Raw genomic sequence first — 22,531 nt, forward strand, 5'->3', positions numbered from 1 at the left:
TCGACCCTTGAAAACAGCGCCCTGCACCTGTAGGAGCCTAGCGATCGCCGGCATTGACCAGACGCATTTCCCGACTGGTGAACTTCAGCCAGGCTTCATGCTGATCGTCCAGCCTGAGCCGGTGCGCACCGGGAGTGTTATAGCTGGCGAACACCAAAAGTCCAGCCGCGCTCTGGCCCTTCAACGGAAAGTCCTGCTTGGCGACAAACTGCCCGGGGACCAGCTCCAGTCCCCACACGCTCAATTGCTGACGATAGTCGCGCTGGAACTGCTCACGCTCGCCGAACCACTGTTTCGCGCTCATCCCGGCCAGTTGCTTGAACAGGTCGGGATCCTTCACCGCGACGAAATCCACGGCAATCGGTGTGTTGTCGTTGGCCAGGGGCGCCACGTCCAGCGTCAGACTCGCCACCTCGACCTTGGGCCCGAAAAATGAGCACCCTGACAGGATCAGCACTGCCACATATGTAAGTATTTTCTTACACAAGATTGAATTTTCCTTTTCTCTTGTAGGTCAGATGGCAGTTTGCCTTGCTTTTTTATAGACCTGTTCTAGCGTCTTGGGTAGTTCGTCAGCACGACGAATTGGAGGGACCGTCGAAGGATTGACAGGATCGCATTCTCCACCCCCTGTCTGGCTTCACGGTTCAGCAAGGGAGCGATCACGGGTAACCGATGCATTGCGCCCGCTCAACGCATCGGAGTCAGCCAACATGGCCGAAAGTACCCAGCACAAGCTCGACCGGATTCGTCCGCCGCGCGTCCAGATCACCTATGACGTGGAGACGGGCGGCGCCATCGAGAAAAAGGAACTGCCCCTGGTGGTCGGCATCCTCGCCGATTTGTCCGGCAAGCCAAAAAATCCCCCGGCGAAACTGAGCGACCGCCGCTTCGTCGAGATCGACCGCGACAACTTCAACGAAGTCCTCGCTTCCATCGCTCCGCGCTCGGTGCTGCAGGTCAAGAACACCTTCGCCACGGACGACAGCAAGCTCAATATCGAACTCAAGTTCAACCATATCGACGACTTCGACCCGGTCAAAGTGGTGGGGCAGGTCGTCCCGCTGCGCCGCCTGTTCGAGGCTCGCCAGCGCCTGCGCGACCTGCTGACCAAACTCGACGGCAACGATGATCTGGACAGGCTGCTGCGTGACGTGATCGCCAACACCGAAGGCTTGCAGGAGATCAAGTCGTCCGCCCGCGTGCAGGAAGCCCCTGTCGCCGACAAGGACGCCGACGCCCCTGCCGAAGAACCACAAGCCTGATCGCCTACCCATTCTCGGAGGATTTGTCATGCCCAGTTCCGCCAGTACCGAAGGTTCAAGCAGCGAGAGCAGTACCCAGACCTTATCCCTGTTGGACAAGATCATTGCCGATGGGCGCATGGCCCACGACGACAGCCAACAGGAATATGCCCGTGACATGCTCGCGGAGTTCGCCACCCAGGTCCTCGACAAGGACATGGCGATCGACAAAGACACCGTGGCGATGATCAACGATCGCATCAGCCAGATCGACAAGCTGATCAGCGCCCAGCTCAACGAAATCTATCACCACCCGGAAATGCAGGCGCTCGAGGCCTCTTGGCGCGGCCTGCATATGCTGGTGCAGAACACCGAGACCAGTTCACGGTTGAAACTGCAGTTGCTCAATGTCAGCCAGAAGGAGCTGCAGAACGACCTGGAAAAAGCCGTCGAATTCGATCAGAGCGCACTGTTTAAGAAGATCTACGAAGACGAATACGGCACCCTCGGCGGACACCCCTACAGCCTGCTGGTGGGTGACTACACCTTCGGTCGTCACCCGCAGGACATCGGTCTGCTGGAAAAACTCTCGAATGTCGCCGCCGCTGCCCACGCGCCGTTCATCGCCGCCGCCAGCCCGAAACTGTTCGATATGACCAGCTTCACCGAACTGGCCGTGCCCCGCGACCTGTCGAAAATCTTCGAGAGCCAGGAACTGATCAAGTGGCGCTCCTTCCGCGAAAGCGAAGACTCGCGCTATGTGTCCCTGGTACTGCCACACACCCTGCTGCGCCTGCCGTACGGCCCGGACACCAAGCCGGTGGAAGGCATCAACTATGTCGAAGACGTGAACGGCTCCGACCACAGCAAATACCTCTGGGGCAACGCGGCCTGGGCCCTGGCCCAGCGCATTACCGAAGCCTTCGCCAAGTACGGCTGGTGCGCGGCGATCCGTGGCGCCGAAGGCGGGGGCGCGGTGGAGGGGCTGCCGGCCCATACCTTCCGCACGAGCTCAGGCGACCTGTCGCTCAAGTGCCCGACCGAAGTGGCGATCACCGACCGACGCGAGAAGGAGCTCAACGACCTCGGCTTCATCGCCCTGTGCCACAAGAAGAACAGCGACGTGGCGGTGTTCTTCGGCGGCCAGACCACCAATAAATCGAAGCTCTACAACACCAACGAGGCCAACGCCAATGCGCGGATCTCGGCGATGTTGCCCTACGTGCTGGCAGCGTCGCGCTTCGCCCACTACCTGAAGGTGATCATGCGCGACAAGGTCGGCAGCTTCATGACCCGCGACAACGTGCAGACCTACCTCAACAACTGGATCGCCGACTACGTGCTGATCAACGACAACGCGCCCCAGGAAATCAAGGCGCAATACCCGTTGCGCGAAGCCCGGGTGGATGTGACGGAAATCGCCGGCAAGCCCGGTGCCTACCGCGCCACGGTGTTCCTGCGGCCGCACTTCCAGCTGGAAGAACTGACCGCCTCGATCCGCCTGGTCGCCAGCCTGCCACCACCGGTTGCAGCCTGAGCCCGTGCCCGCCGGCCCCGTGGCCGGCGGGTTTTCCCTTCCTTCTAGTGCGAACACTTTCTGGAGTTTCAGGCGATGGATGCAATCATTCTCGACCTCGGCGGCGACATCAAAGGCGACAGCCTGCTCGAGGGCTACAAGGACAAGATCGAAATCATGTCCTACAGCCACAACGTGGCGATGCAAGTGACCAACGACGTCAGCAACTCGGAACGGACTTCGGGCAAGCCGCATATCGGCGAGTTCACCCTGACCAAGTTCGTCGACACCTCGACCCCGTCGCTCAATGAATACTGCTGCGCCGGCAAACCGATCCCGGAGGCCAAGATCACCATCGGCCGTAACGCCGCCGAGGGTAGCGGACAATTGCTGCCGTTCATCATCTACACCCTGACCAACGTCGTGCTGTCCAACGTCAGCGTCAGTGGCGGCGCCGGCGGCAAACCGGTGGAAACCATCTCGTTGAACTTCACCAAGATCAAATGGGAACTCACCGCCCAGAAAGACGACGGCACCAAGGAAGGCACGGCCGCCTCGACCTGGGACATGGCTGCCAACAAGCTGGTCAAGTAAGGGAGCCGGGCGGCCATGTCTGCGACCGGTATTCTTCCCCCGCTGTTCGAGCGCCTCGCGGGTGGCGAGGATCAAGCGCAGACGATGGAAGCCTTCGATCGCCAGGCCCTGGCCGATTCGGTGTGCAGCGAACTGCTACGGCTGTTCAACACCCGCCGGGCGAGCGAGGCCATGACCTCGCCGCCCAGCATTCTCGACTACGGCATCGCCGACTGGACCGCGCTGCAAGGTCAACGCAGCGATGACCGACGCAAGCTGGCACGGGAAATCCGCCTGGCCGTGGAGCACTTCGAACCCAGGTTGCAGCTGGGGGAAGTCGACGTACAGCCGGTAGACGGTCAGCCCCAGCAACTCAATATCGTCCTGCGTGGCGCCCTGCGCAGCGGTCGTCGACATTGGCCGGTGGCCTTTGTCATCGAGAAGACCCGCCAAGGTCTTGAGGTTTTCCATGAGCGACTCGATTGACGCCGAACTGCTCGACTATTACCAACGGGAACTGACCTGGCTACGCCACGCCGGTGGCATCTTCGCGCAGAAATACCCCAAGGTGGCGCGGCGCCTGGAGCTGTCGCCTGGTGAATGCCCGGACCCCCATGTCGAACGCCTGCTGGAAGGCTTCGCGTTACTCGCCGCGCGCCTGCAACGGCGATTGGATGACGACTACGCGGAATTCAGCGACGCCTTGCTGGAACAGTTGTACCCCCTGGCGGTGCGGCCCTTGCCGTCCTGCGCCATCGTCCAGTTCCAGCCGGACCCGAGCAAGGGCAACCTCGCGGCCGGTTATCGCCTGCCCCGCGATACGCCCTTGTTCGTCACTACCCATAAAGGCGAAAGCATCCACTTTCGCACCAGTGCCGAGGTCAATCTGTGGCCGCTGGAAATCACTGAAGCCTTGTTGCTCGACAGCGATGAAACCCAGGCGTTGACCGGGGTGAACGACGCGCGTTCGGCCTTGCGCCTGAGCGTTCGCTGCCTGGGGGAGACCCTGTGGTCGGAACTGCAGGTCCGCCAACTGCGCCTGCACCTGGCCGCCTCCCCGGTGATCAACGCGCGCTTGTATGACCTGCTCGGCGCCCGCACGATCCAGGTCCTTGCCGGCCCGCCCGGCACCCCACCACGGCGCCTCGACGGCCTGCCGGAAATCGTCGGTTTTGCTGGCACGCAAGCCTTGTTGCCGGAAGAGGACGGCGTGCATCCGGGTCTGCGTCTACTGGCCGAATATTTTGCTTTCCCGGACAAATTCAGTTTCTTCGATGTCCCTTTTGGCGGCGGGCAGGATGGCAGCGAGATCCTGTATCTGTATCTGGTCTTCGACAGCACGCCCGGCAGCCGCCTGCATCTGCAAGCCAGCGATATCGTCCTGGGCTGCAGTCCGGCGATCAACCTGTTCCCGCGTACCTCGGAGCCCCTGCGGCCGGACGGTACGCGCAGCGAGTACCGACTGATCGCCGATAGTCATCGCGAAAACAGTGTCGAGATCCACAGCATTCGTGGCCTGCGGGCCACAACCGCGCACGGCGTGCAGAAGGTCCCGGCCTATTACGGCAGCCAGCATGCACTGGGCGAAAGCCGTCTTTACTGGCATTCCCGGCGCATCACCGGCATGACGCCCAATAGGCTGGGCAGCGACCTGATGCTGAGCCTGGTGGACACCCAGTTCAAGCCCCGTGAAGACGCGCCGGAGTACAGCGTCACCGCCGAGCTGCTGTGCACCAACCGGCACTTGGCGCAAAGCCTCGGTGCCGGCACGCCGCTGGGGTTCGAGCGCCCCGGCCCGGTAGCCTGGGCCTGCCTGCGCAACCCGCCGAGCCCGCAAAGCCTGCCACACCTGGGTGGCGACTCGCGCTGGAAACTGGTCTCGCAACTGACCCTCAATCACTTGTCGCTGGTGGAGGGCCCGCAAGCGCTCGACGCCCTCAAGGAAATCCTTGAGCTGCACAACCTGCGTGACGATGCGAGTGCCCGACGTCAGGTCGAAGGCATACTGAGCCTTGCGTGCGAGCGGGTGGTCGCGCATGTCGGCGAGGACGCCTGGCGCGGTTGGCGCAATGGTCTGGAAGTCCGGGTGCTGCTTGATCCACACCACTTCGTCGGCAATAGCGCGGTGCTGTTCAGCGCAGTGCTCGCGCAGTTCTTTTCACTCTATGCCACGGCCAACCGCTTCGTGCGCACGGTGCTGGTCCAATCCGACAAGGAGGTCAAGACATGGCAACCCCAACCCGGCCAGCCACTGTCCCTCTGAGTCGGCAACTGCGCGACGACCCGCAGGCCTTCGAGTTGTTGCAGGCGCTGTTGCTGCTTGAGTGCGAACGCCCGCAAGCCGTGCCGCTGGGCACCGGAACCGCGCCCCATGCCGAGGCCGCACGCTTGCGTGGGCCGTTGACACCGCTGTTCCCCTCCAGCGAAGTGGAAAGCCTGAGCGACACCGAAGGTCGCCAGCCGGTGCTGACCACGCCCGTGTTCGGCCTGGGTGGCCCCGATGGCCCCCTGCCCTACGCCGATCAGGAATGGCTGCAACAGCGGACACGCCAGAAAGATCACGCACCCGCCGAGTTCCTCAACCTGTTTCAACATCGCCTGATCAGCCTTTTGTATCGGGTGATGCGCAAACACCGGATTGCAGTGGGCTTTTCATTGCCCAGCGTCACGCCGGTGCACAGCCAGCTACGGGCCTTGAGCGGACTGCTGCCCAAGGCGCTGCATAATCGCGGACTCCTGCCCGACGCGGCGGTATTGGCCCGCAGCGCGCTGTTTGCCGGTGGGCGTCGCTCGCTGGCGGGCTTCGCGGCGTTGGTACGTCAGCATTTCAACCTGCCCGTCGAGGTCGAAGCCTATGTCGGTGCCTGGCGGGAAATCCCCGAGGCCAGCCGCAGCCGCATGCTGCGCGGTGGCCGCAACCTGGGATTGGGCCGCGATGCCGTGGCGGGAACGCGGGTCTGGGATGAGCACGCCGGCATTCGCCTGACCCTCGGCCCACTGCCCAATGCCCAGGCCGTGCGCTTTCTTCCGGATGGCGAAGCCCATCCGGCCCTCGCCGCCCTCGCCGCCTTGTACTTCGGCCCCGACCTGGACTGCACCCTGACGCTATTGGTACGCGGCGCGGCCCCCATGATCCTGGATCGCACCACTGCGCCGCAACTGAGCTGGAACGGCGGTTTGCAGCAACAGCCCACTGACCATGTACAACGGATCGAAACCCGTTTACGCCAACTGGAGATCGCTTGAGCATGGAACTGGGCAGCCTGATCGGACGCCTCAACGCCGACAACCGCCGCGCCCTGGAAAAGGCCGCCCAGCGCTGCCTGCAACGGGGTCATCACTATGTGGAAATCGAGCACCTGCTGCTGGAGCTGCTGGAGATCGAGGGCGGTGATTTTGCCTGGTTGCTACCGCGTTTCGGGCTGGAACGGGATATCTTGTCGGCGGAGATCAACAAGGCGCTGGAGCTGTTCAAGTCCGGCAGCACCCGCACGCCAGCGCTGTCGGCACAGACCATCGGCCTGCTGGAGGATGCGGTGGTCCAGGCCAGCGTGCTCGGGCTCGAGAGCATTCGTTCCGGGTTGTTACTGCTGGCGCTGCTGGATCGGGATGAGCGTCGTAGCTTGCTGCTCAACAGTGCCTCGTCGCTGTTGAAGATTCCCCGGGACGCACTGCGCAGCAACCTGCTGGAGTGGACGGAAAACTCCCGCGAACATGCCGGGCCGAAACGTTCGGTGACGGCTGCCTCGGAGAAACCCACCACTCGAAACACCCCGCAGGATTCGCTGCTGGACCAATACACCCAGGACCTGACCGCCGATGCCCACGCCGGGCGCATCGACCCCATCGTCGGTCGCGACAGCGAGATCCGCCAGTGTATCGATATCCTCCTGCGCCGGCGGCAGAACAACCCGATCCTGGTGGGCGCGCCGGGTGTCGGCAAGACGGCGGTGGTCGAAGGCCTGGCCCTGCGCATCGCCGCCGGGGATGTGCCGCCATCGTTGCAGGATGTCAGCCTGCGGGTACTGGACCTGGGCTTGTTGCAGGCCGGCGCCGGGGTCAAGGGCGAGTTCGAGCAACGCCTCAAGGGCGTGATCGATGCGGTGCGCAGCGCAGATAAACCGATCATCCTGTTTATCGACGAGGCCCATACCCTGATCGGCGCGGGCGGCGCCGAAGGCGGCAGCGATGCGGCCAACCTGCTCAAGCCGGCCCTGGCCCGGGGCGAGTTGCGCACCCTCGCCGCCACCACCTGGATGGAATACAAGAAATACTTCGAGAAGGACCCGGCCCTGGCCCGACGTTTCCAACTGGTGCAGGTGGAAGAACCGGACGAAACCACCGCCGTGGAAATGCTCCGTGGCATCGCCGCCAAGCTGGAACAGCACCATGGTGTACAGGTACTGGATGCGGCGATTCATGATGCGGTGAAGCTGTCCCACCGCTATATCTCCGGGCGGCAACTGCCGGACAAGGCCATCAGTATTCTCGACACCGCCTGTGCGCGGGTCGCCCTCGGCCAACACGATGTGCCGCCGCCCCTGGAAAGCCTGCGTCATCGCCAGCAGAGCCTGAAGGAAGAAGTCGACCGCCTGCGCCGCGAACAGGCCACCGGGTTGGATCATCGCGAGCGCATCACAGTGCTGGAGAGTGAATCCATCGGCAATCTGCAAGCCATACGCGAACTGGAAACCCGTTGGGGCGAAGAGCGCGAGGCGGTACGCGAACTGCTGGAAAAGCGCCGTGAATTGCTGGAACTGAGCGACCGCGTGGAGAGCGGAAAATCCGATGAAGAAACCGATGGCCGTATCGACACCCTGGCCGCCGAACTGGTGCGACTGGAGGCGGGGCTCGATGCCATTCGCCAGGATGATCCCCTGGTGCCGGAACAGGTCGATTCGAAAACCGTTGCGGCGGTGATCGCCGGTTGGACCGGGATTCCCGTGGGCAAGATGCTGGCCGACGAAGCCCATGCCGTACGTACCCTCGGCCAGCGCATGGGCCAGCGGGTGATGGGCCAGACCACCGCGTTGGGGACCATTGCCCAACGCTTGCAGGCCTATCGCGCCGGACTGACCGACCCACAAAAACCGGTGGGCGTATTCCTGCTGCTCGGCCCCACGGGCGTCGGCAAGACCGAAACCGCCTACGCCCTGGCTGACGCCCTGTATGGCGGCGAGCGCAACCTGATCAGCATCAACCTTTCCGAATACCAGGAAGCCCACACCGTCAGCCAGTTGAAAGGCGCCCCGCCCGGCTATGTCGGTTATGGCAGCGGTGGCGTACTGACCGAAGCAGTGCGACGCAAACCCTATTCGGTGGTGCTGCTGGATGAAATCGAAAAGGCCCATCCGGACGTGCTGGAGGCGTTCTACAACGTCTTCGACAAGGGTGTGATGGAAGACGGCACCGGGTTGGTGGTGGATTTCAAGAACACGGTGATGCTGGCGACCAGCAATGTCGGGGCGGAGTTGATCCTCGATACACCTCTAGCGCAACTGGCGACCGATGTGTTCAACGAGCAGCTACGCAAGGTGTTGCTGCTGGCCTTCCGCCCGGCGTTCCTGGCACGGATGACGGTCGTTCCTTATTACCCGCTGGATGAAGCGACATTGGAAGGGATTGTGCTCGCCAAGCTCGAAAAATTGCGTGACCGATACAAAGCCGCAACCGGGAAACCATTCGAGTTCGATGCCGGGATCGTCAAAGCGGTGCTGGCCAAGTGCAGTGCGGCGGGCGCGCGCGATGTCGAAAACGTACTGATGACCCAAGTGACCGGAAAACTGGCCGAGTGGGCGCTGGAATAACCGTCGGAGGAGCCCGCCATGGCAATTACGATCTTGATCGGAACAGGTATCTCATCGGCTGCCTATCTATTGTCCGTGACACAGTATCTGAGGTCCTTGAATCAAACGCTTGGAGCTGTGGGCGTCATGGGTGGCCCCGACCTTTGGCAAAAAATGAGTCATGCACATGCCATGGGCCAGCCCAAACAACTGCTGACAGGGAATCTTCTGGGTCACGGCCGGGCTGATCACGGATTTACCACCCAACAATTATCGCAGAGTGGATATTTGAGCGCGGGGCAGTTTTCAACCGCAGTCCAGCACTATCTGACTCAACACTCCTGTGCCCAGTTGCCTGATTCATTTATTTCCAAAATAGTCAAAGACGGCCCCAAATATGTACTGGAAACTTTCCTTGATGGAGCGCTTGCTGGAACCGTTCGCTGTGACCGCGTCATTGTCGGAGCAGGACCCGGTGCACCGCGTCCATTGGCGACCGAGAGAGGCGACCTGACGGAAGAAAATATCCGTGATTTTGGTGGAAGGGTGATCAAAGGCAACGATTTCATGGCCCCAGACTGGGCAACGCCACTGCGCATCAGGCCTGAAGAAACAACGGTCGCAGTGTATGGCGGCTCAGCCACTGCCGCCTGGGCAGTTGAGCTGGCGGCCATACGCCATATGAAAGTTGTTTCCTGGTTCACTCGCCCCGGACGTGGAAACGGTGCCTGGAGCGCCGAGACCAGGTTCAGCGAAGCCTTTCCGGCGGGAGACCGAAACAACACGGTAGAAGAAGATTATCGAGATGTTCGACATGTTTATAAATTGCTTCGCATAGAGTCCGTTGCAGAAACGACCAAGCTTCGTCTCGTCTTCCAGCAGTCGGAACGTGCCGAGGATATCGTCATAGTGCTGGTGGATCTTCTGATCTATGCCCTAGGCGCGGAGCACACGCCCGATCAGGGTATCAGGGCCATTCTGACGCCCAGCATCACCGACAACCTTGTGGCTTTTTACGACAGAAACCTGGCGATCAGTTCACGGCCTTCACTATTGGCCGTCGGCACACCAGACCGTACGTTCATGATTGTCGGCTCGGCAATGAGCAGCGCCGCTGGCTTCGGACCCACACTCGGGGTACAAGGCGATCCTGGTCGAAGCCTCGGGGGCCTGACAAGTTACAAGGAAATCAGCAATACACTTCCCGCCGCCGCCAGACCCACCGAGGGTATTGCCATGGTCATGGCGGGTATTGAAGCCTTGAATGAATACGTGCCGGTAAGACCTGTCGGCGGGGGGCGTACACGTACCTACTCTCCCCCTCGCCTAACGACGAGTGATGGTGCATTACCCAAAGGCTCCCCAAACCCGCACTTCGGTCATTCCTCCACCCATGATCTCGACTTCGAATGGGACATCAACTTCAATACCAGCAACCGCACGCAGCTTGCGATCTATATTGCTCAAACAACCGACCTTGCGCCATTTGCCGCCAACCTGGCCGTTGCGCTGATTGTATTTTTCAGGACTCGCCCGGAGAGCGTACGCGGGCTGAGCGACCCACAAGTGACGACCATCATCAGCGTCGCCAACGCCATCTACAAACGTTTGACTGTATTGAATCACGATCTTGACGCACAACTACTGCACTTCGATAAATTGTGGGGCACTGACATGCATGTTACCAACTGCGTTGGCTACGTAACGACGACAGCGGAGTGGAAATCACTCTGGCGAAACCACGGGATCCCATTGGCATGAAAACCTTCGGAACCTGGTTCCCATAGCCCCAAGTCACTGCCCCTGTGGGACAATTCGATGCCACGTTCCGTCGATACCAACACCAGCCTGTCCCTGACGGCCCCATCATTGGCCGCGCTTTACCCTGAGTCCATTTCCGGTGAGGAGGCACTTAACCTGCTCGGCCAGCACAACTTGCTCGGCCTCAATGACGGCACCTCCCTCACCCTATCCACCGCCATCGCCACCCACGTCACCTGTACCTTCCATAACGACGCCCAACTGCGCCCCCTGGACGCCCTGGTCGCCGAAATCCGCCAACTCCCCGCCGACGCCACCGCCGAGCGCTACCAGCTTGTCCTGCGCCCCTGGCTCTGGTGGCTGATGCTGGCCAGCAACAACCGCGTGTTCCAGAACCTCAGCACCTCGGATATCGTCACCACGATCTTCAACGCCCACGCCTTCAGCGACTTCAAGCTCTCGCTGAGCGGCAACTACACGCCGCGTGAATACTGCATTCAATACGGCGAGAGCGATTTCGCCTTTGTCTCGCGACTACTGGAAGAAGAAGGCATCTTCTGGTTTTTCATCCACGAAGACGGCAAGCACACGCTGATACTGGCGGACAGCAACGACGCGTTCCCGCCGATTCCCAACGGGCCGAAAGTGCCGTATCTCGGCCAGCGCCTGGGTGAACGCGAACTGCACGGGATCCGCTCCGGCCAACTATGCCTGCAAGCCGTCGCCGGCACCTATCGCACCACCGACTACGCATTCACCACCCCCACCACCTCACTCTACGACCAGGCCGAAGCCGTGGCCGGGCCACGTTCGGTCTATGAGCATCCCGGTGGCTACAACACCAAGGCGCGGGGCGATGCGTTGAGCAAACAGCGCGTGGATGCCCTGCGCAGCCAGGAAAAACGCTTTGTCGGCGAAAGCGATTGCCGCTGGCTGGTGCCGGGACACTGGTTCACCCTCACCGATCATGATGACACCAGCCTGAATATCGATTGGGTGGTGACCTCGGTGACCCACGAAGCCGATCACGAGCACTATCGCAATCGCTTCGAGGCGATTCCCAAGGCCACGCCCTTCCGCCCGATGCGCAGCACGCCAAAACCGCGCATGCACACACAAACCGCCCTGGTGGTGGGCAAGTCCGGCGAGGAAATCTGGACCGACGAATATGGCCGGATCAAGCTGCAATTCCCTTGGGATCGCGACGGCAAGAACGATGAAGCCAGTTCCTGCTGGGTCCGCGTGGTGCTGCCGTGGAGTGGCAAGGGCTTCGGCATGCAATTCGTGCCACGGATCGGCCAGGAGGTGATTGTCACCTTTATCGACGGCGACCCGGATCGGCCGCTGGTCACTGGTTGCGTCTACAACGGCGACAACGCCCTGCCCTACGCGCTGCCGGCCAACCAGACCCAGTCCGGGATCAAGACCAATTCGTCCAAGGGCGGCGGCGGTTTCAACGAGTTGCGCTTCGAGGACAAGAAGGACGCCGAGGAGGTGTTTCTCCAGGCCCAGAAGGACTTCAAGACCAACGTGCTCAACGACACCACCGTCACCGTCGGTCACGATGAAACCCTCACCGTGCAGAACGCCCGCACCCGAACGGTGAAGGAAGGCGACGAAACCGTGACCCTGGAAAAGGGCAAGCGTAGTGTCACCATCCAGACCGGCAGCGATACCCTCGATGTGAAAGACAGCCGCACCGTGAAAGTCGGCGCCGACCAGACCCACAGCACCGGCGGCAATTACGAGCACAAGGTCACGGGCAACTACAACCTGACGGTGGACGGCAATCTGACAATCAAGGTGACCGGCACCCTCACCCTGCAAAGCGGCGGCAGTTTCGCGCTCAAGAGCGGCGCCGACCTGGCGGCCCAGGCCAGTACCTCCATCAGCCAGAAGGCCGGGACCTCGCTGAGCAACCAGGCCGGCACGTCCCTGGAGAACAAGGCCGGGACCACCATGACCAACGACGCAGGCATCAGCTTGACCAACAAGGGCGGCGCCGAACAAACGGTCGACGGCGGCGGCATGCTGACCATCAAGGGCGGCCTGGTGAAGGTCAATTAAGGATCGGACATGAGTGAATCCACCCGGCTGGACCTGATACGCGGTGATAGCCATCTCACCGGGCGTCTGCTGGACGATCGGCTCGAAGGACCGCTGAAGATCGAGGAATCCGGGCGTCCCCAGGCCAGCCTGAATTACAGCCAGGGCGAGTTGCAGGGGCTGTCGACGCTCTATCACCCCAACGGCAAGGTCTCGGCGCAGGTGCCCTACGTGGCCGGGAAAACCCAGGGTATTGCCAGCTTTTTCAGCCCGGAAGGCGGCTTGCAGCGCAAAGCCGCCTATCGCAACGGGCTGCTGCATGGCGAGGCGACCAACTACTATGCCGATGGCAGCGTGGCGGAAGTCGAGCACAACCGTGATGGCGTGCGCGATGGCCTGTACCAGCGCTTTCACCCGAACGGGCAGCTCGCCCTGAGCAGCCGTTATCTCAATGGCCAGTTGCTCGATGCCGGGCAACCCTATGCGCAAGACGGCCGCCCGCTGGATGCCGAGGGCAAGCCGATCTCGCGCTGGCGCTGGTGGTGGTTGCGTCATGAAGGCCCGGAGGAGGCCTGAGCCTCAGGGAATCAGCATCTGCACCTGGCCCGGCACGACAATCTTGATCACCCCACCCCACATGCACATCACACAGCTGTTGGCGTCCAGCGCCGGCATATTGCCCAGCAGCAGGGTCGGCGCGCCGCCGGGAATCCAGGGCGCGGCGGTAGCCGGGATGCACGGCATCGGCGTCAACACGCCGAGGGCGGCGGCGGTCGCGGCGGCGACCATCGGATTGGCGATGCTCTGGCACATGGCAAAAGTGCCGATATTCACCAGTGGGATGTAATCCATGATATTCGCGGCAGGCATGCTGCTGGTCAGGGCGCGGTTGATCGGCAACACGTTCAGCATGCCGGGCGCGGCGCCGAAGCTGCATTGCAGGGTGGCGCCGCTGCAAACCTGGGGACTGCCCAAGGGGATCTCCTTTTCCTATTGGCGACGGGACACTGGCAGCGTAGACCAGAACCGTGACAATCACGTCAGCGAAAGTCGCTTCCCATCAAGCAGCCGCCACCCTCGGCCCTAGACTCTTGAGCATTCATCGATTGCCCGGAAGCCCACCATGCCCTTTCCCCATCCCCCGCTCGATTACCGGTCCTTACGCACGGAACTGGCCTGCGCCTTTCGCTGGGCCGCCCGCCTGGACCTGCACGAGTCCATCGCCAATCACTTCAGCGTGGCCGTCTCCGACGACGGCCGGAAGTTTCTGATCAACCCCTACGGTCGGCATTTCTCGCGGATAAGGGCCAGCGACCTGTTGCTGGTCGATGCCGACGATCCGTCGACCCTGGCTGGCCCGAAGGCACCGGATATCACCGCCTCGGCCTTGCACGGCGCGCTGCACCGCAACCAGCCCCATGCCCGCTGCATCCTGCACACCCATTCGAAGTACGCGACCGCGCTGGCCTGTCTGGCGGATTCGCGCCTGCCGCCCATCGAACAGAACTGCATGCGTTTTTTCGAGCGGGTGGCGATCGATGAGGGGTTCGACGGCATGGGCCTGGGCGACGAGGCCGAGCGGGTCAGCCGGCTGCTGGGGGACAAGCCGATCCTGCTGATGGGCAATCATGGCCTGCTGGTGGCCGCGCCGAGCGTGGCCCAGGCCTTCGATGACCTGTACTACTTCGAGCGCGCGTGCGAGGTGTATATCACCGCGTTGTCGACGGGACGGCCGCTGCGTATCGCCAGCGACGCGGTGGCGCGCAAGACGGCACGGCAATGGCTCGACTATCCGGGGTTTGCCGAGAAGCACTTCGCGGCGTTGCTGGGGATTCTCGAGGAGGAGGAACCGGAGTTCGCGCACTAGCCGAGGGATCGGCATCACTCCTCGATCAGGGAGGAATGCGGCTCGCGACTCAGCGGCTGGCGCATCACTGGCGCACTGAACAGCTGGCTGCGGTCCTCGCTCGGCGGGCAACCGAAACGCGCCCGATAGGTACGGGAGAAATGCTCCAGCGAACCGAATCCCGAACAGGCCGCGACCTGGGCCACGCTCAGGCGGGTCTGTTGCAGCAGGTTATGCGCCCGCGCCAGACGCAGGCTCATGTAGTACTTGAGCGGTGACAAGCCGGTGTGCTGCTTGAACTGGCGCTCCAGCTGACGCTGGGACAAGCCGACCTGGGCGGCAATCGCCTCGCAGTCCAACGGTTCCTCCAGCGCCTGCTCCATCAAGTGCACCGCGCGGCGCATCTTCGCGCTGGACAGCCGGGTACTCGCCAAACCGTCGTCGAGCTGGTTATCCAGGGGTTGGCGCACACGCCCCATCAGCAGGTGCATGGCGATCTCGCGAGCCAGGTCGTTGTCCACACTCTGCCCCAGCCAACTGATCATCATGTCCAGGGTCGAGGTGGCGCCGGCACAGGTCAGGCGCTGGCGCTCCAGGGTATAGAGCTGGGTCCGGGCCTTGACCCGCGGGTAGCTTTCCTGGAAGCCCTGCCAATTGTCCCAGTGCACCGCCGCCTCGTAGCCGTCCAGCACCCCGGCGGCGGCCAGCAGTTCGGTGCCGGTTTCCACGCCCATCAGCACCGCACCGAAAAGCGCCTGCCTGCGCAGCCAGCTTTTCAGCGATTGATTGCGACTGTGCTTGTGCACGTCGAAACTGGCGATCACCAGGCAGGCATCAAAGCCCTGCTCGGCGTCGGGGCTGCCGGCTACCGTCGTGCACAAGCCGTTGCTGGCGGGCACCGGCTGGCCGTCGAGGGACAACAGGGTCCATTCGAACAGCGGGCGCTGGGTCAGCCAGTTGGCAATCGCCAGCGGCTCGATGACCGCCGCCAGGCCCAAGTGGGAGAACGACGGCAACAGCAGCACGGCGATCCGCAAGGGCGCGGCATCGGCACGACGCCAGTCAGGTGGCTGGGTACTGGTTTGCGGGGTCATCGATAGCCTCTTTGGCGGGCTCTTGCAGGTTGTACGGTGTTCTCAATATATCGAACAACAGGCCGCTCAACGTTGTTCGGTTTGCCAATGCGGATGTATCCACACCGGCGCCTGTGCCGCCGGCAAGGGTGTCCGCCCACGGATCAGGTCGCTGGCCTTCTCCGCGATCATCACCGTCGGCGCATTGGTGTTGCCGCTGACGATCACCGGCATGATCGAGGCATCCACCACCCGCAGGCCCTCCACGCCATGGACCCGCAACTGCGGATCGACCACCGCCTCGGGATCGTCGCCCGGCCCCATCTTGCAGGTACCGCTGGCATGGTAGCCGGTTTCGGTGACCTGCCGGGCCCAGGCGTCCAGCTGCGCATCGCTTTGCACCTGGGAACCGGGTACCAGCTCTTCCCCGGCGAACGCCGCCATGGCCGGTTGCCCGATGATTTCGCGCACCAGTCGTGCCCCGGCGCGCATGTCGGCGCGGTCCTGCTCGGTGCTGAGGTAGTTGAACAGGATGCGCGGCGGCTGGTGCGGATCGCTGCTGCCGAGCGTGACGCGCCCCAGGCTGGTGGGGCGCATCAGGTCGATATGGACCTGGAACGCATGGGCCGGCACCAGGTCAACGCTCCCGGGCTTGACCGCCAGCGGCATGAAGGTCAGTTGCAGGTCCGGGTGCTCGACCCCGGCCCGAGAGCGGATGAACGCCCCGGCCTCGAAGTGGTTGCTGGCCGCCGGACCGTCGTGGCGGACGAACCAGCGGGCCCCGATCCACCATTTGCCCGGCGCAGTGGTCCAGGGGTAGAGCGACACCGGCTGCTTGCACAGGTACTGCACCACGGCGTCGGGGTGATCGTTGAGACGCCTGCCGACACCGGGCAGATCATGCCGAACCGCCAGGCCAAGGTCGCGCAATTCCTCCGCCGGGCCGATGCCGGACAGCAGCAGCAACTGCGGCGAGTTGATTGCCCCCGCCGTCAGCAACACCTCGCGCCGCGCCCGGACCTGCCAGACATGGCCGTTCTGTTCGTACTCCAGGCCACAGGCGCGCTTGTCCTTGAACAGGATCCGCCGCGCCAGGGCTCCGCTGGCCACCTGCACATTACCGCGCAGCAAGGCCTCGCGCAGATAGCCTTTGGCGGTACTCCAGCGCTTGCCGCCCCGGGTGGTGCGGTCCACCGGGCCGAAGCCCTCCTGGCGATAGCCGTTGAGGTCGTTGCTCGGCGCATAGCCGGCCTGGACCCCGGCCGCGACGAATGCGGCACACAACGGCGTGCCGATATCCCCCGGGGTGACGTGCAAATGCCCCTGCGCGCCGCGATAGGTGTCCGGCCCCTCGGCATGGGCCTGGGCGCGGATGAAGTACGGCAGCACCTCCTGGTAACTCCAGCCACTGCAGCCCTGCGCGGCCCACTGGTCGTAATCGCGGGCGTGGCCACGGACATAGACCATGCCATTGATCGACGACGAACCGCCCAGGGTGCGTCCACGCGGCGTGCCGATCCGCCGCCCGTCGAGCCAGGGTTCGGGCTCGGACAGATAGCTCCAGTTGTAGCGGGTACCGCCGACGACAATGCCCACCGCCGAGGGCATGTCGATGGTCCAGCTGCTGTCGGCGGGCCCGGCCTCCAGCAGCAGGATGCGCACGTCGGGGTCTTCGCCCAGGCGATGGGCCAGGACGCAACCGGCCGAGCCGGCACCGACAATCAGGTAATCGAATTCGTGTTCGGACATGACCGGACCTACTCCGTCGCAAGGTTCAGGCGAGCAGCGGCGCTGCTCGCCTCGGGGCCATTTCAGCGGTCGCTCCGACCGTGAATGCCCTGGAACACCAGCCGATGAAAGTGATGCACCAGGTGCTCGCTTTCGTTGCTGCGCTGGGCGTCGATCATGTAGCGCCCCTGGTCGTAGCCCAGGGAGCGCAGGCCCTTCTGCACCGAGATGTTCAGGGCAATGTCCTCGGGCCCAGGTCCTCGTTCATCCATTTCATGCAGGCGGTGCTGACCTCGGCGGTCCGGGCATTGGCCGAGTAGTAGCCGAAGCGCAACAGCGAGCGCTCGGCATCCAGCGGAATCATCATGAATGAGCCGAGGAACTCGGAAAACGGGAAGGTGTAGAAGGTGTTGTTCGGCCACAGGCCAATATTGAAAAAGCACTCTTCCGGGTTCGGGTCGCTACGCAGCTTCACCCCATAGGCCTCGGTTGCCGACAGGTTGGCCGGGGCCGCATAGGTCCACCAGTTATCCCGCTTGATCAGTTCGTAGCCCTTGAAATCGATCAGTCTGGCCAGGTCGATATGACAAGGGCCGGACAGTTTGAAGTGATAGCCCTCGATGGAGTTGTCCATGATCACCTTCCAGTTGGCCGGCACGATCACGTCCTGTTCATCGATCAGGTGCATGCGGTCGAGGTCGGGGAACACCCGGTGCATTTCCTCGTCGGCCCCGGGAAACAGCTCGCGCAACGACGGTGCCTCGGGGTCCAGGTTGAAGTAGATGAATCCGCCCAGCTCTTCGGTCCGCACCTTGGGAATGTTGAACTGCTGCACTTCGAAGTTCTTCATCCGCTCGCAGCGGGGCGCGCTGCGCAGGCTGCCGTCCATCTCGTAGCACCAGGAATGATAGGCGCAGCGCATTACCCCACCGGTGCTGCCGCGGCGCTGTTCGAACAAGCGGTTGCCACGATGCTGGCAGACGTTATGGAAGGCATGGACCTGCCCTTCCCGATTGCATGCCACCACGATGCTCTGGTCGAACAGATCGCAGACCACGTACTGCCCCGGCTCGGCGAACTCGTTGCGGTGCCCCGCCACATGCCAGGCGTGCATGAAGATGTTGTCGCGCTCGGCCTGGAACAATCCTTCATCGAAGAAATAACGCGACGGCAAGGTAAAGGCTTCTTCAGGATGCTGCTGATCCCAACCTTCGACCCGGGATTGTTGTTTCTGGATATGAATAGGTTGCATGGACGTGCTCCTCGACCAGGATTGAGCGCTCGGTTCGTCTGCCGGCGTTGGAACCTAATCTAGAGCACCCTCCCGGACCGGGATTGATGGAAAACGACCCGTTGGACGGGAAAAACATCAATCGCGATCAACCTCCATCTCCTGACAAATATCGTTGCGCAAAGCCGCAAATCTGCAGGAAAAGTCCTACAAAGAGGCTGTCAGGACTCAACTAGGGTGAAGAGCAGACACACATTCTCTCTTTAACTCTATACGTGAGTAGCGTACAAATTTTGAGCCCGCAGCAGAAGGGAACCCAGAAGCGGCTTCTGGACCGAGAGATAGAGGCGAGAAACCATCATGAAGCGTGACATCTTTGCAGAGCTGGTCGAGGGCTTCGATGCCCTGGCCGATGAACGCCAGGGGAAGGTCACCCTGCGTACCCACAAGGTCCAGTTGAACAAGCTGCAACCCATCAGCGCCGATGAACTGGTGGCGATCCGAACCCAACTGAAGCTGTCACGGGCGGTGTTCGCCCTGTACCTGCGCACCAACACCCGGACCTTGGAAAACTGGGAACAGGGGCGGGCCAGGCCCAATGCCCAGGCCACCACGCTGATCCGCCTGGTCGAGAAGTACCCTGAAACCGTGGAGCGCCTGGCGTCCCTGACCTGAGGCGACGGGCCGCTCCTGTACCAGGTTGCGCGGCGCTCCCCATGTCTTCATGAGGCGACGGGCATCGGGGCAAGCCCCACCTCGAAGCGATCCGCCAGGAACGGCGTGATCTCCAGGGGCAGAGGCTCCTGATGGACCAGCCGTTCGAGCATCACGCCGGTGATCGCCGACGTCAGGATGCCGGTGCGGAAATGCCCGCAGGCATTCAGATAGCCTTCCACACCCGCCATCGGCCCGAGTATCGGCAGCTCGTCGGGCGACCCCGGGCGCAGGCCAGCCCAGCAGCGCTTGAGGTTGATGCCCTTGAGTTCAGGCACGCAACGCAAGGCCCCCTGCACCAGGCCGGCGACTTCCGGGAAGGTCGTACTGACATCGAAGCCCTTGTCCTCGGTGGTACTGCCGATGAGGATTTCACCGTTGTCCTTTTGCGCCATATAACAATCGCTGGTGGTCAAGCAGCCTTCCAGCAACTTGGGCATGCGCTCGGTCAGGAGGATCTGGCCCTTCACCGGCTTGACCGGCAGCCTGATCCCGCTGGCCTGCTCGCTGAGTTCGGCGGCCCAGGCGCCGGCGGCATTGATCAGCGTGGCGCAGTGGAAGGTGCCTTGCTCGGCGGTCCGTACACCGCTGACCCGACCGCCCTCGTGCAGGACCCCGGTGACATTGGTGTTGAAGTACAGGTCCACGCCATTCTGCCGCGCCGCCTCGGTGTAGGCATCGGCCAGGCGGAACGGGCTGACCTGGTGGTCGCAGAGAAACTCCAGCGCCCCCTGCGCCTCATGGCTCACCGCCGGTTCGGCCTCGCGCAGCGCTGCGCGGTCCAGCCAACGCAACTGCTCGGCCAGGTGCGGGATCCGCGAAACGATGTGCTCGGCATACAGGCGGTCTTCATCGTCGTAGATCACATATTTCAAGCCGGTGCGTTCGAACTTGAAGTCCATGCCGTGGCGTTCGATCAGTTCGCGGTGCAGCTGCGGATAGAGGGCGTTGGACTGCAGGGCGAACTCGAAGAACGCCGGCGGCAGGATATGCGGGGTGCTCGCGTCCACCGCCACCGCCGCGCCGTGGGCCTCGCGACGACGCTGGGCCGACATCATGCGGAAGAAGATCACCCCGCAGCCCAGCCCCACCGACTCGCCGATGGCCCACAGACCGCCGGCTGATGCACGGGTCGCATTGCCGGGGCGCTTGGCGTCGATCAAGGCGATCTTGAGGTTCTTGCGCCGGGACAGATGGTAGGCACAGGAAGCACCGATCACGCCGCCACCAGCAATCACCACATCGTAGGTTCTGTTCATGGTTCAGGCGTCCTTGCCCAGGTTCTGGAAGGCGGAAAAGGGAATCGGCTCGATGGGAAAGCGTGGGCGCAGCCAACCGACATCGGCGCGTCCGGTGGCCTGGCGCAGGCGGTCGCTGCAATAGCCGACACACATGCGCCCCTGGCAATCGCCCATGCTGACCCGCGTGCGCATCTTCAGCGCGGCCATGTCCTCGATCCCCTGGGACAGGGCGAGGTCGATATCGGCGCGGGTCGCATGTTCGCAACGACAGATCACCGTGTCGGCCCTGGGCAGGTCGATCTGCCGGGTGCCGCGTCGGGTGTAGCGATCGACACCGGCGCGGAACCTGCGGATCTTGGTCAGCTTGTCCAGATGGACCTGGCGCAGGGCCAGGGCGGACTCGGTGTCGAGTACATCGCGTTGCATCAGGATCGATACGGCGGCAATCCTGCCGGCCAGCATCGCCGCCTCGCCACCACGAATCCCGCCCATGTCGCCGGCCAGATGGATGGACGGTTCGCTGCTCTGCTGCCAGACGTTGGTCTCGGGCCGCAGGCAGCCGTCCTCGCCGACCCCATGGGCCAGGCCCATCTGCTGGCTGAGTTGGGTGCGCGGGACAAAGCCGTAACCCACCGCCAGGGTCCGGGCCTCAATCCGGTGAGCCTGGGCAAGGTCCGGCTGCCAATCGCTGGAATAAGGCGCCAGGGTTACGCGCGTCAGCTCCTCGCGCCCCTGGGCCTCGACCACACCCCAGCCGTAGTACAACGGGATGCCGTGCAACTTCAGGTAGGCGAGCATGCTCAAGCCATCGAGAAACATCTGCGGCTTGTTCAGCAGGGCCAGGCTTTCACGGGCGATCCGGCCAAACGCGCTGGCTTCGTAAACCCCCGCCACCGACACCCCGGCGGCGTGCAACTGGCAGGCCACCAGGGGCAACAAGGGACCGGTGCCGGCGATCACGGTGGGCCCCAGCGGCTTGACCACGCCGCTCTTGATCTGCAACTGCAAACCGCCGAGCAGCATGACCCCGGGCAAGGTCCAGCCGGGAAACGGCACGTTGCGCTCATGGCAGCCGGCCGCCAGCAGCAGTTGCGAATATTCGACCTCATGCAGGCGTTCAGCGGCGTCCAGCGCCATCAGCGTCCGCGTACCTTCGCCGCCGAGGATCCGCGCGCCCAGGCGCACATCGACCCGGTCGGAATAACGCGCGAACTCACCGTGCAGCCGCTCCAGCACCTCGCGGTAGCGCGTGCCCAGGTAGCCGAGGTCGACGCCGTTGCGCAACGGTCCTCGATAAACCACGCCGCCCAGGCGCGAAGCTTCCTCGAACAGCACGCTGGACACCTCATGCCGGGCCAGCTCGGCGGCGGCCGCCATGCCGGCCGGACCACCGCCGACGATCACCACGGGCAAGCGGTTCATAGCACCTCCAGCACAGGGAAGCGGCTGACGCCGGTTTCGATTTGCATGCCCGGTCGTACCAGCGTCTGGCAGGCCCGGCGCTTGAGCCGGCCATCGATCGAGACCAGGCAGCACTGGCAAACGCCCATGCCGCAGAAGGCCCCGGCGACCTGACCGTGATCGTTGCGCGCCAGCTGCCGCAGGCCGACCGATTGCAGCACGCTGAGCACGGTCTCGCCGGTGGCCGCCGGCACCGGCTGGCCGTTGAGGTGGACGGTCATGTCCACTTGGGAAAGGGGTTGAATATCGTGTTGTCGATCCAGGTTTTGCATAGGTGCATCGTCCATGACTAGCGTGAAGGGGGCACGCTA

General features: G+C 63.0%; 19 protein-coding genes and 1 pseudogene. 12 read left to right on the forward strand and 8 right to left on the reverse strand.

Going from position 1 to position 22,531, the window contains the following annotated elements; all coding sequences use genetic code 11:
- Window positions 1–37: 37 nt before the first annotated feature.
- The gene (locus tag NUH87_RS07845) at window positions 38–463 is read right to left on the reverse strand and encodes a type VI secretion protein (protein WP_338525499.1); all 426 of its coding nucleotides are present in this window, start codon (window positions 461–463) and stop codon (window positions 38–40) included.
- A 250-nt stretch (window positions 464–713) separates the two neighbouring features.
- On the opposite strand from NUH87_RS07845, the gene tssB reads away from it, so the two are divergent.
- The 10 genes from tssB to NUH87_RS07895 all read left to right on the forward strand — a co-directional run bounded on the left by tssB (window position 714) and on the right by NUH87_RS07895 (window position 13,502).
- Window positions 714–1,265 carry a type VI secretion system contractile sheath small subunit gene (tssB, locus tag NUH87_RS07850; RefSeq protein WP_338525501.1) on the forward strand — a complete coding sequence of 184 codons (552 nt, stop codon included), beginning with the start codon at window positions 714–716 and terminating at the stop codon, window positions 1,263–1,265.
- 28 nt (window positions 1,266–1,293) lie between these two features.
- Window positions 1,294–2,781, forward strand: a complete 1,488-nt coding sequence (tssC, locus tag NUH87_RS07855; protein WP_338525503.1) for a type VI secretion system contractile sheath large subunit — start codon at window positions 1,294–1,296, stop codon at window positions 2,779–2,781.
- Between the two features lie 75 nt (window positions 2,782–2,856).
- Entirely contained in the window at window positions 2,857–3,354 is a 498-nt protein-coding gene (locus tag NUH87_RS07860) for an Hcp family type VI secretion system effector (RefSeq protein ID WP_103033076.1), read from the forward strand.
- A gap of 15 nt (window positions 3,355–3,369) precedes the next feature.
- Complete coding sequence (gene tssE, locus NUH87_RS07865; RefSeq protein ID WP_338525505.1) at window positions 3,370–3,819, forward strand: type VI secretion system baseplate subunit TssE; 450 nt, start codon at window positions 3,370–3,372, stop codon at window positions 3,817–3,819.
- Entirely contained in the window at window positions 3,803–5,596 is a 1,794-nt protein-coding gene (gene tssF / locus NUH87_RS07870; protein WP_338525507.1) for a type VI secretion system baseplate subunit TssF, read from the forward strand. Before tssE ends, tssF begins: the two co-directional genes overlap by 17 nt.
- A complete protein-coding gene (tssG, locus tag NUH87_RS07875; protein WP_338525509.1) occupies window positions 5,560–6,579 on the forward strand; it encodes a type VI secretion system baseplate subunit TssG in 1,020 nt (339 codons plus the stop codon). Before tssF ends, tssG begins: the two co-directional genes overlap by 37 nt.
- A 2-nt stretch (window positions 6,580–6,581) precedes the next feature.
- A complete protein-coding gene (gene tssH / locus NUH87_RS07880; protein WP_338526756.1) occupies window positions 6,582–9,140 on the forward strand; it encodes a type VI secretion system ATPase TssH in 2,559 nt (852 codons plus the stop codon).
- A gap of 18 nt (window positions 9,141–9,158) precedes the next feature.
- The gene (locus NUH87_RS07885) at window positions 9,159–10,880 is read left to right on the forward strand and encodes a hypothetical protein (RefSeq protein WP_338525510.1); all 1,722 of its coding nucleotides are present in this window, start codon (window positions 9,159–9,161) and stop codon (window positions 10,878–10,880) included.
- 57 nt (window positions 10,881–10,937) lie between these two features.
- The gene (gene tssI / locus NUH87_RS07890) at window positions 10,938–12,947 is read left to right on the forward strand and encodes a type VI secretion system tip protein VgrG (RefSeq protein ID WP_338525512.1); all 2,010 of its coding nucleotides are present in this window, start codon (window positions 10,938–10,940) and stop codon (window positions 12,945–12,947) included.
- Between the two features lie 9 nt (window positions 12,948–12,956).
- Window positions 12,957–13,502: a toxin-antitoxin system YwqK family antitoxin gene (locus NUH87_RS07895; protein ID WP_338525514.1), complete on the forward strand. Its 546-nt coding sequence runs from the start codon at window positions 12,957–12,959 to the stop codon at window positions 13,500–13,502.
- Window positions 13,503–13,505: 3 nt separating this feature from the next.
- On the opposite strand, the gene NUH87_RS07900 is transcribed toward NUH87_RS07895, so the two are convergent.
- Window positions 13,506–13,901: a DUF4280 domain-containing protein gene (locus tag NUH87_RS07900; RefSeq protein WP_338525515.1), complete on the reverse strand. Its 396-nt coding sequence runs from the start codon at window positions 13,899–13,901 to the stop codon at window positions 13,506–13,508.
- Window positions 13,902–14,049: 148 nt separating this feature from the next.
- Here NUH87_RS07900 and NUH87_RS07905 point away from each other — a divergent pair, with 148 nt between their 5' ends.
- Window positions 14,050–14,793 (forward strand): class II aldolase and adducin N-terminal domain-containing protein, encoded by a 744-nt coding sequence (locus tag NUH87_RS07905; RefSeq protein WP_338525516.1) that lies wholly within the window; start codon window positions 14,050–14,052, stop codon window positions 14,791–14,793.
- 14 nt (window positions 14,794–14,807) lie between these two features.
- Here NUH87_RS07905 and NUH87_RS07910 read toward each other — a convergent pair whose 3' ends face one another.
- The 3 genes and pseudogenes from NUH87_RS07910 to NUH87_RS07920 all read right to left on the reverse strand — a co-directional run bounded on the left by NUH87_RS07910 (window position 14,808) and on the right by NUH87_RS07920 (window position 18,825).
- Window positions 14,808–15,866: a GlxA family transcriptional regulator gene (locus tag NUH87_RS07910; RefSeq protein ID WP_338525517.1), complete on the reverse strand. Its 1,059-nt coding sequence runs from the start codon at window positions 15,864–15,866 to the stop codon at window positions 14,808–14,810.
- Between the two features lie 66 nt (window positions 15,867–15,932).
- Window positions 15,933–17,594, reverse strand: a complete 1,662-nt coding sequence (locus NUH87_RS07915; RefSeq protein ID WP_338525518.1) for a choline dehydrogenase — start codon at window positions 17,592–17,594, stop codon at window positions 15,933–15,935.
- A 62-nt stretch (window positions 17,595–17,656) separates the two neighbouring features.
- A pseudogene (locus NUH87_RS07920) lies at window positions 17,657–18,825 on the reverse strand (aromatic ring-hydroxylating oxygenase subunit alpha).
- A 339-nt stretch (window positions 18,826–19,164) separates the two neighbouring features.
- On the opposite strand from NUH87_RS07920, the gene NUH87_RS07925 reads away from it, so the two are divergent.
- Window positions 19,165–19,479, forward strand: a complete 315-nt coding sequence (locus NUH87_RS07925) for a transcriptional regulator (RefSeq protein ID WP_338525519.1) — start codon at window positions 19,165–19,167, stop codon at window positions 19,477–19,479.
- A gap of 47 nt (window positions 19,480–19,526) precedes the next feature.
- On the opposite strand, the gene hcnC is transcribed toward NUH87_RS07925, so the two are convergent.
- The 3 genes from hcnC to hcnA are packed head-to-tail and all read right to left on the reverse strand — an operon-like array spanning window position 19,527 to window position 22,492.
- On the reverse strand, window positions 19,527–20,777 hold the full coding sequence (gene hcnC, locus NUH87_RS07930) for a cyanide-forming glycine dehydrogenase subunit HcnC (protein WP_338525520.1): 1,251 nt from the start codon (window positions 20,775–20,777) through the stop codon (window positions 19,527–19,529).
- 3 nt (window positions 20,778–20,780) lie between these two features.
- A complete protein-coding gene (hcnB, locus tag NUH87_RS07935; protein WP_338525522.1) occupies window positions 20,781–22,181 on the reverse strand; it encodes a cyanide-forming glycine dehydrogenase subunit HcnB in 1,401 nt (466 codons plus the stop codon).
- The gene (gene hcnA / locus NUH87_RS07940; protein ID WP_338525523.1) at window positions 22,178–22,492 is read right to left on the reverse strand and encodes a cyanide-forming glycine dehydrogenase subunit HcnA; all 315 of its coding nucleotides are present in this window, start codon (window positions 22,490–22,492) and stop codon (window positions 22,178–22,180) included. Before hcnA ends, hcnB begins: the two co-directional genes overlap by 4 nt.
- Between the last annotated feature and the right edge of the window lie 39 nt (window positions 22,493–22,531).

This window comes from Pseudomonas batumici (assembly GCF_036585405.1).
Lineage (GTDB): Bacteria > Pseudomonadota > Gammaproteobacteria > Pseudomonadales > Pseudomonadaceae > Aquipseudomonas > Aquipseudomonas batumici.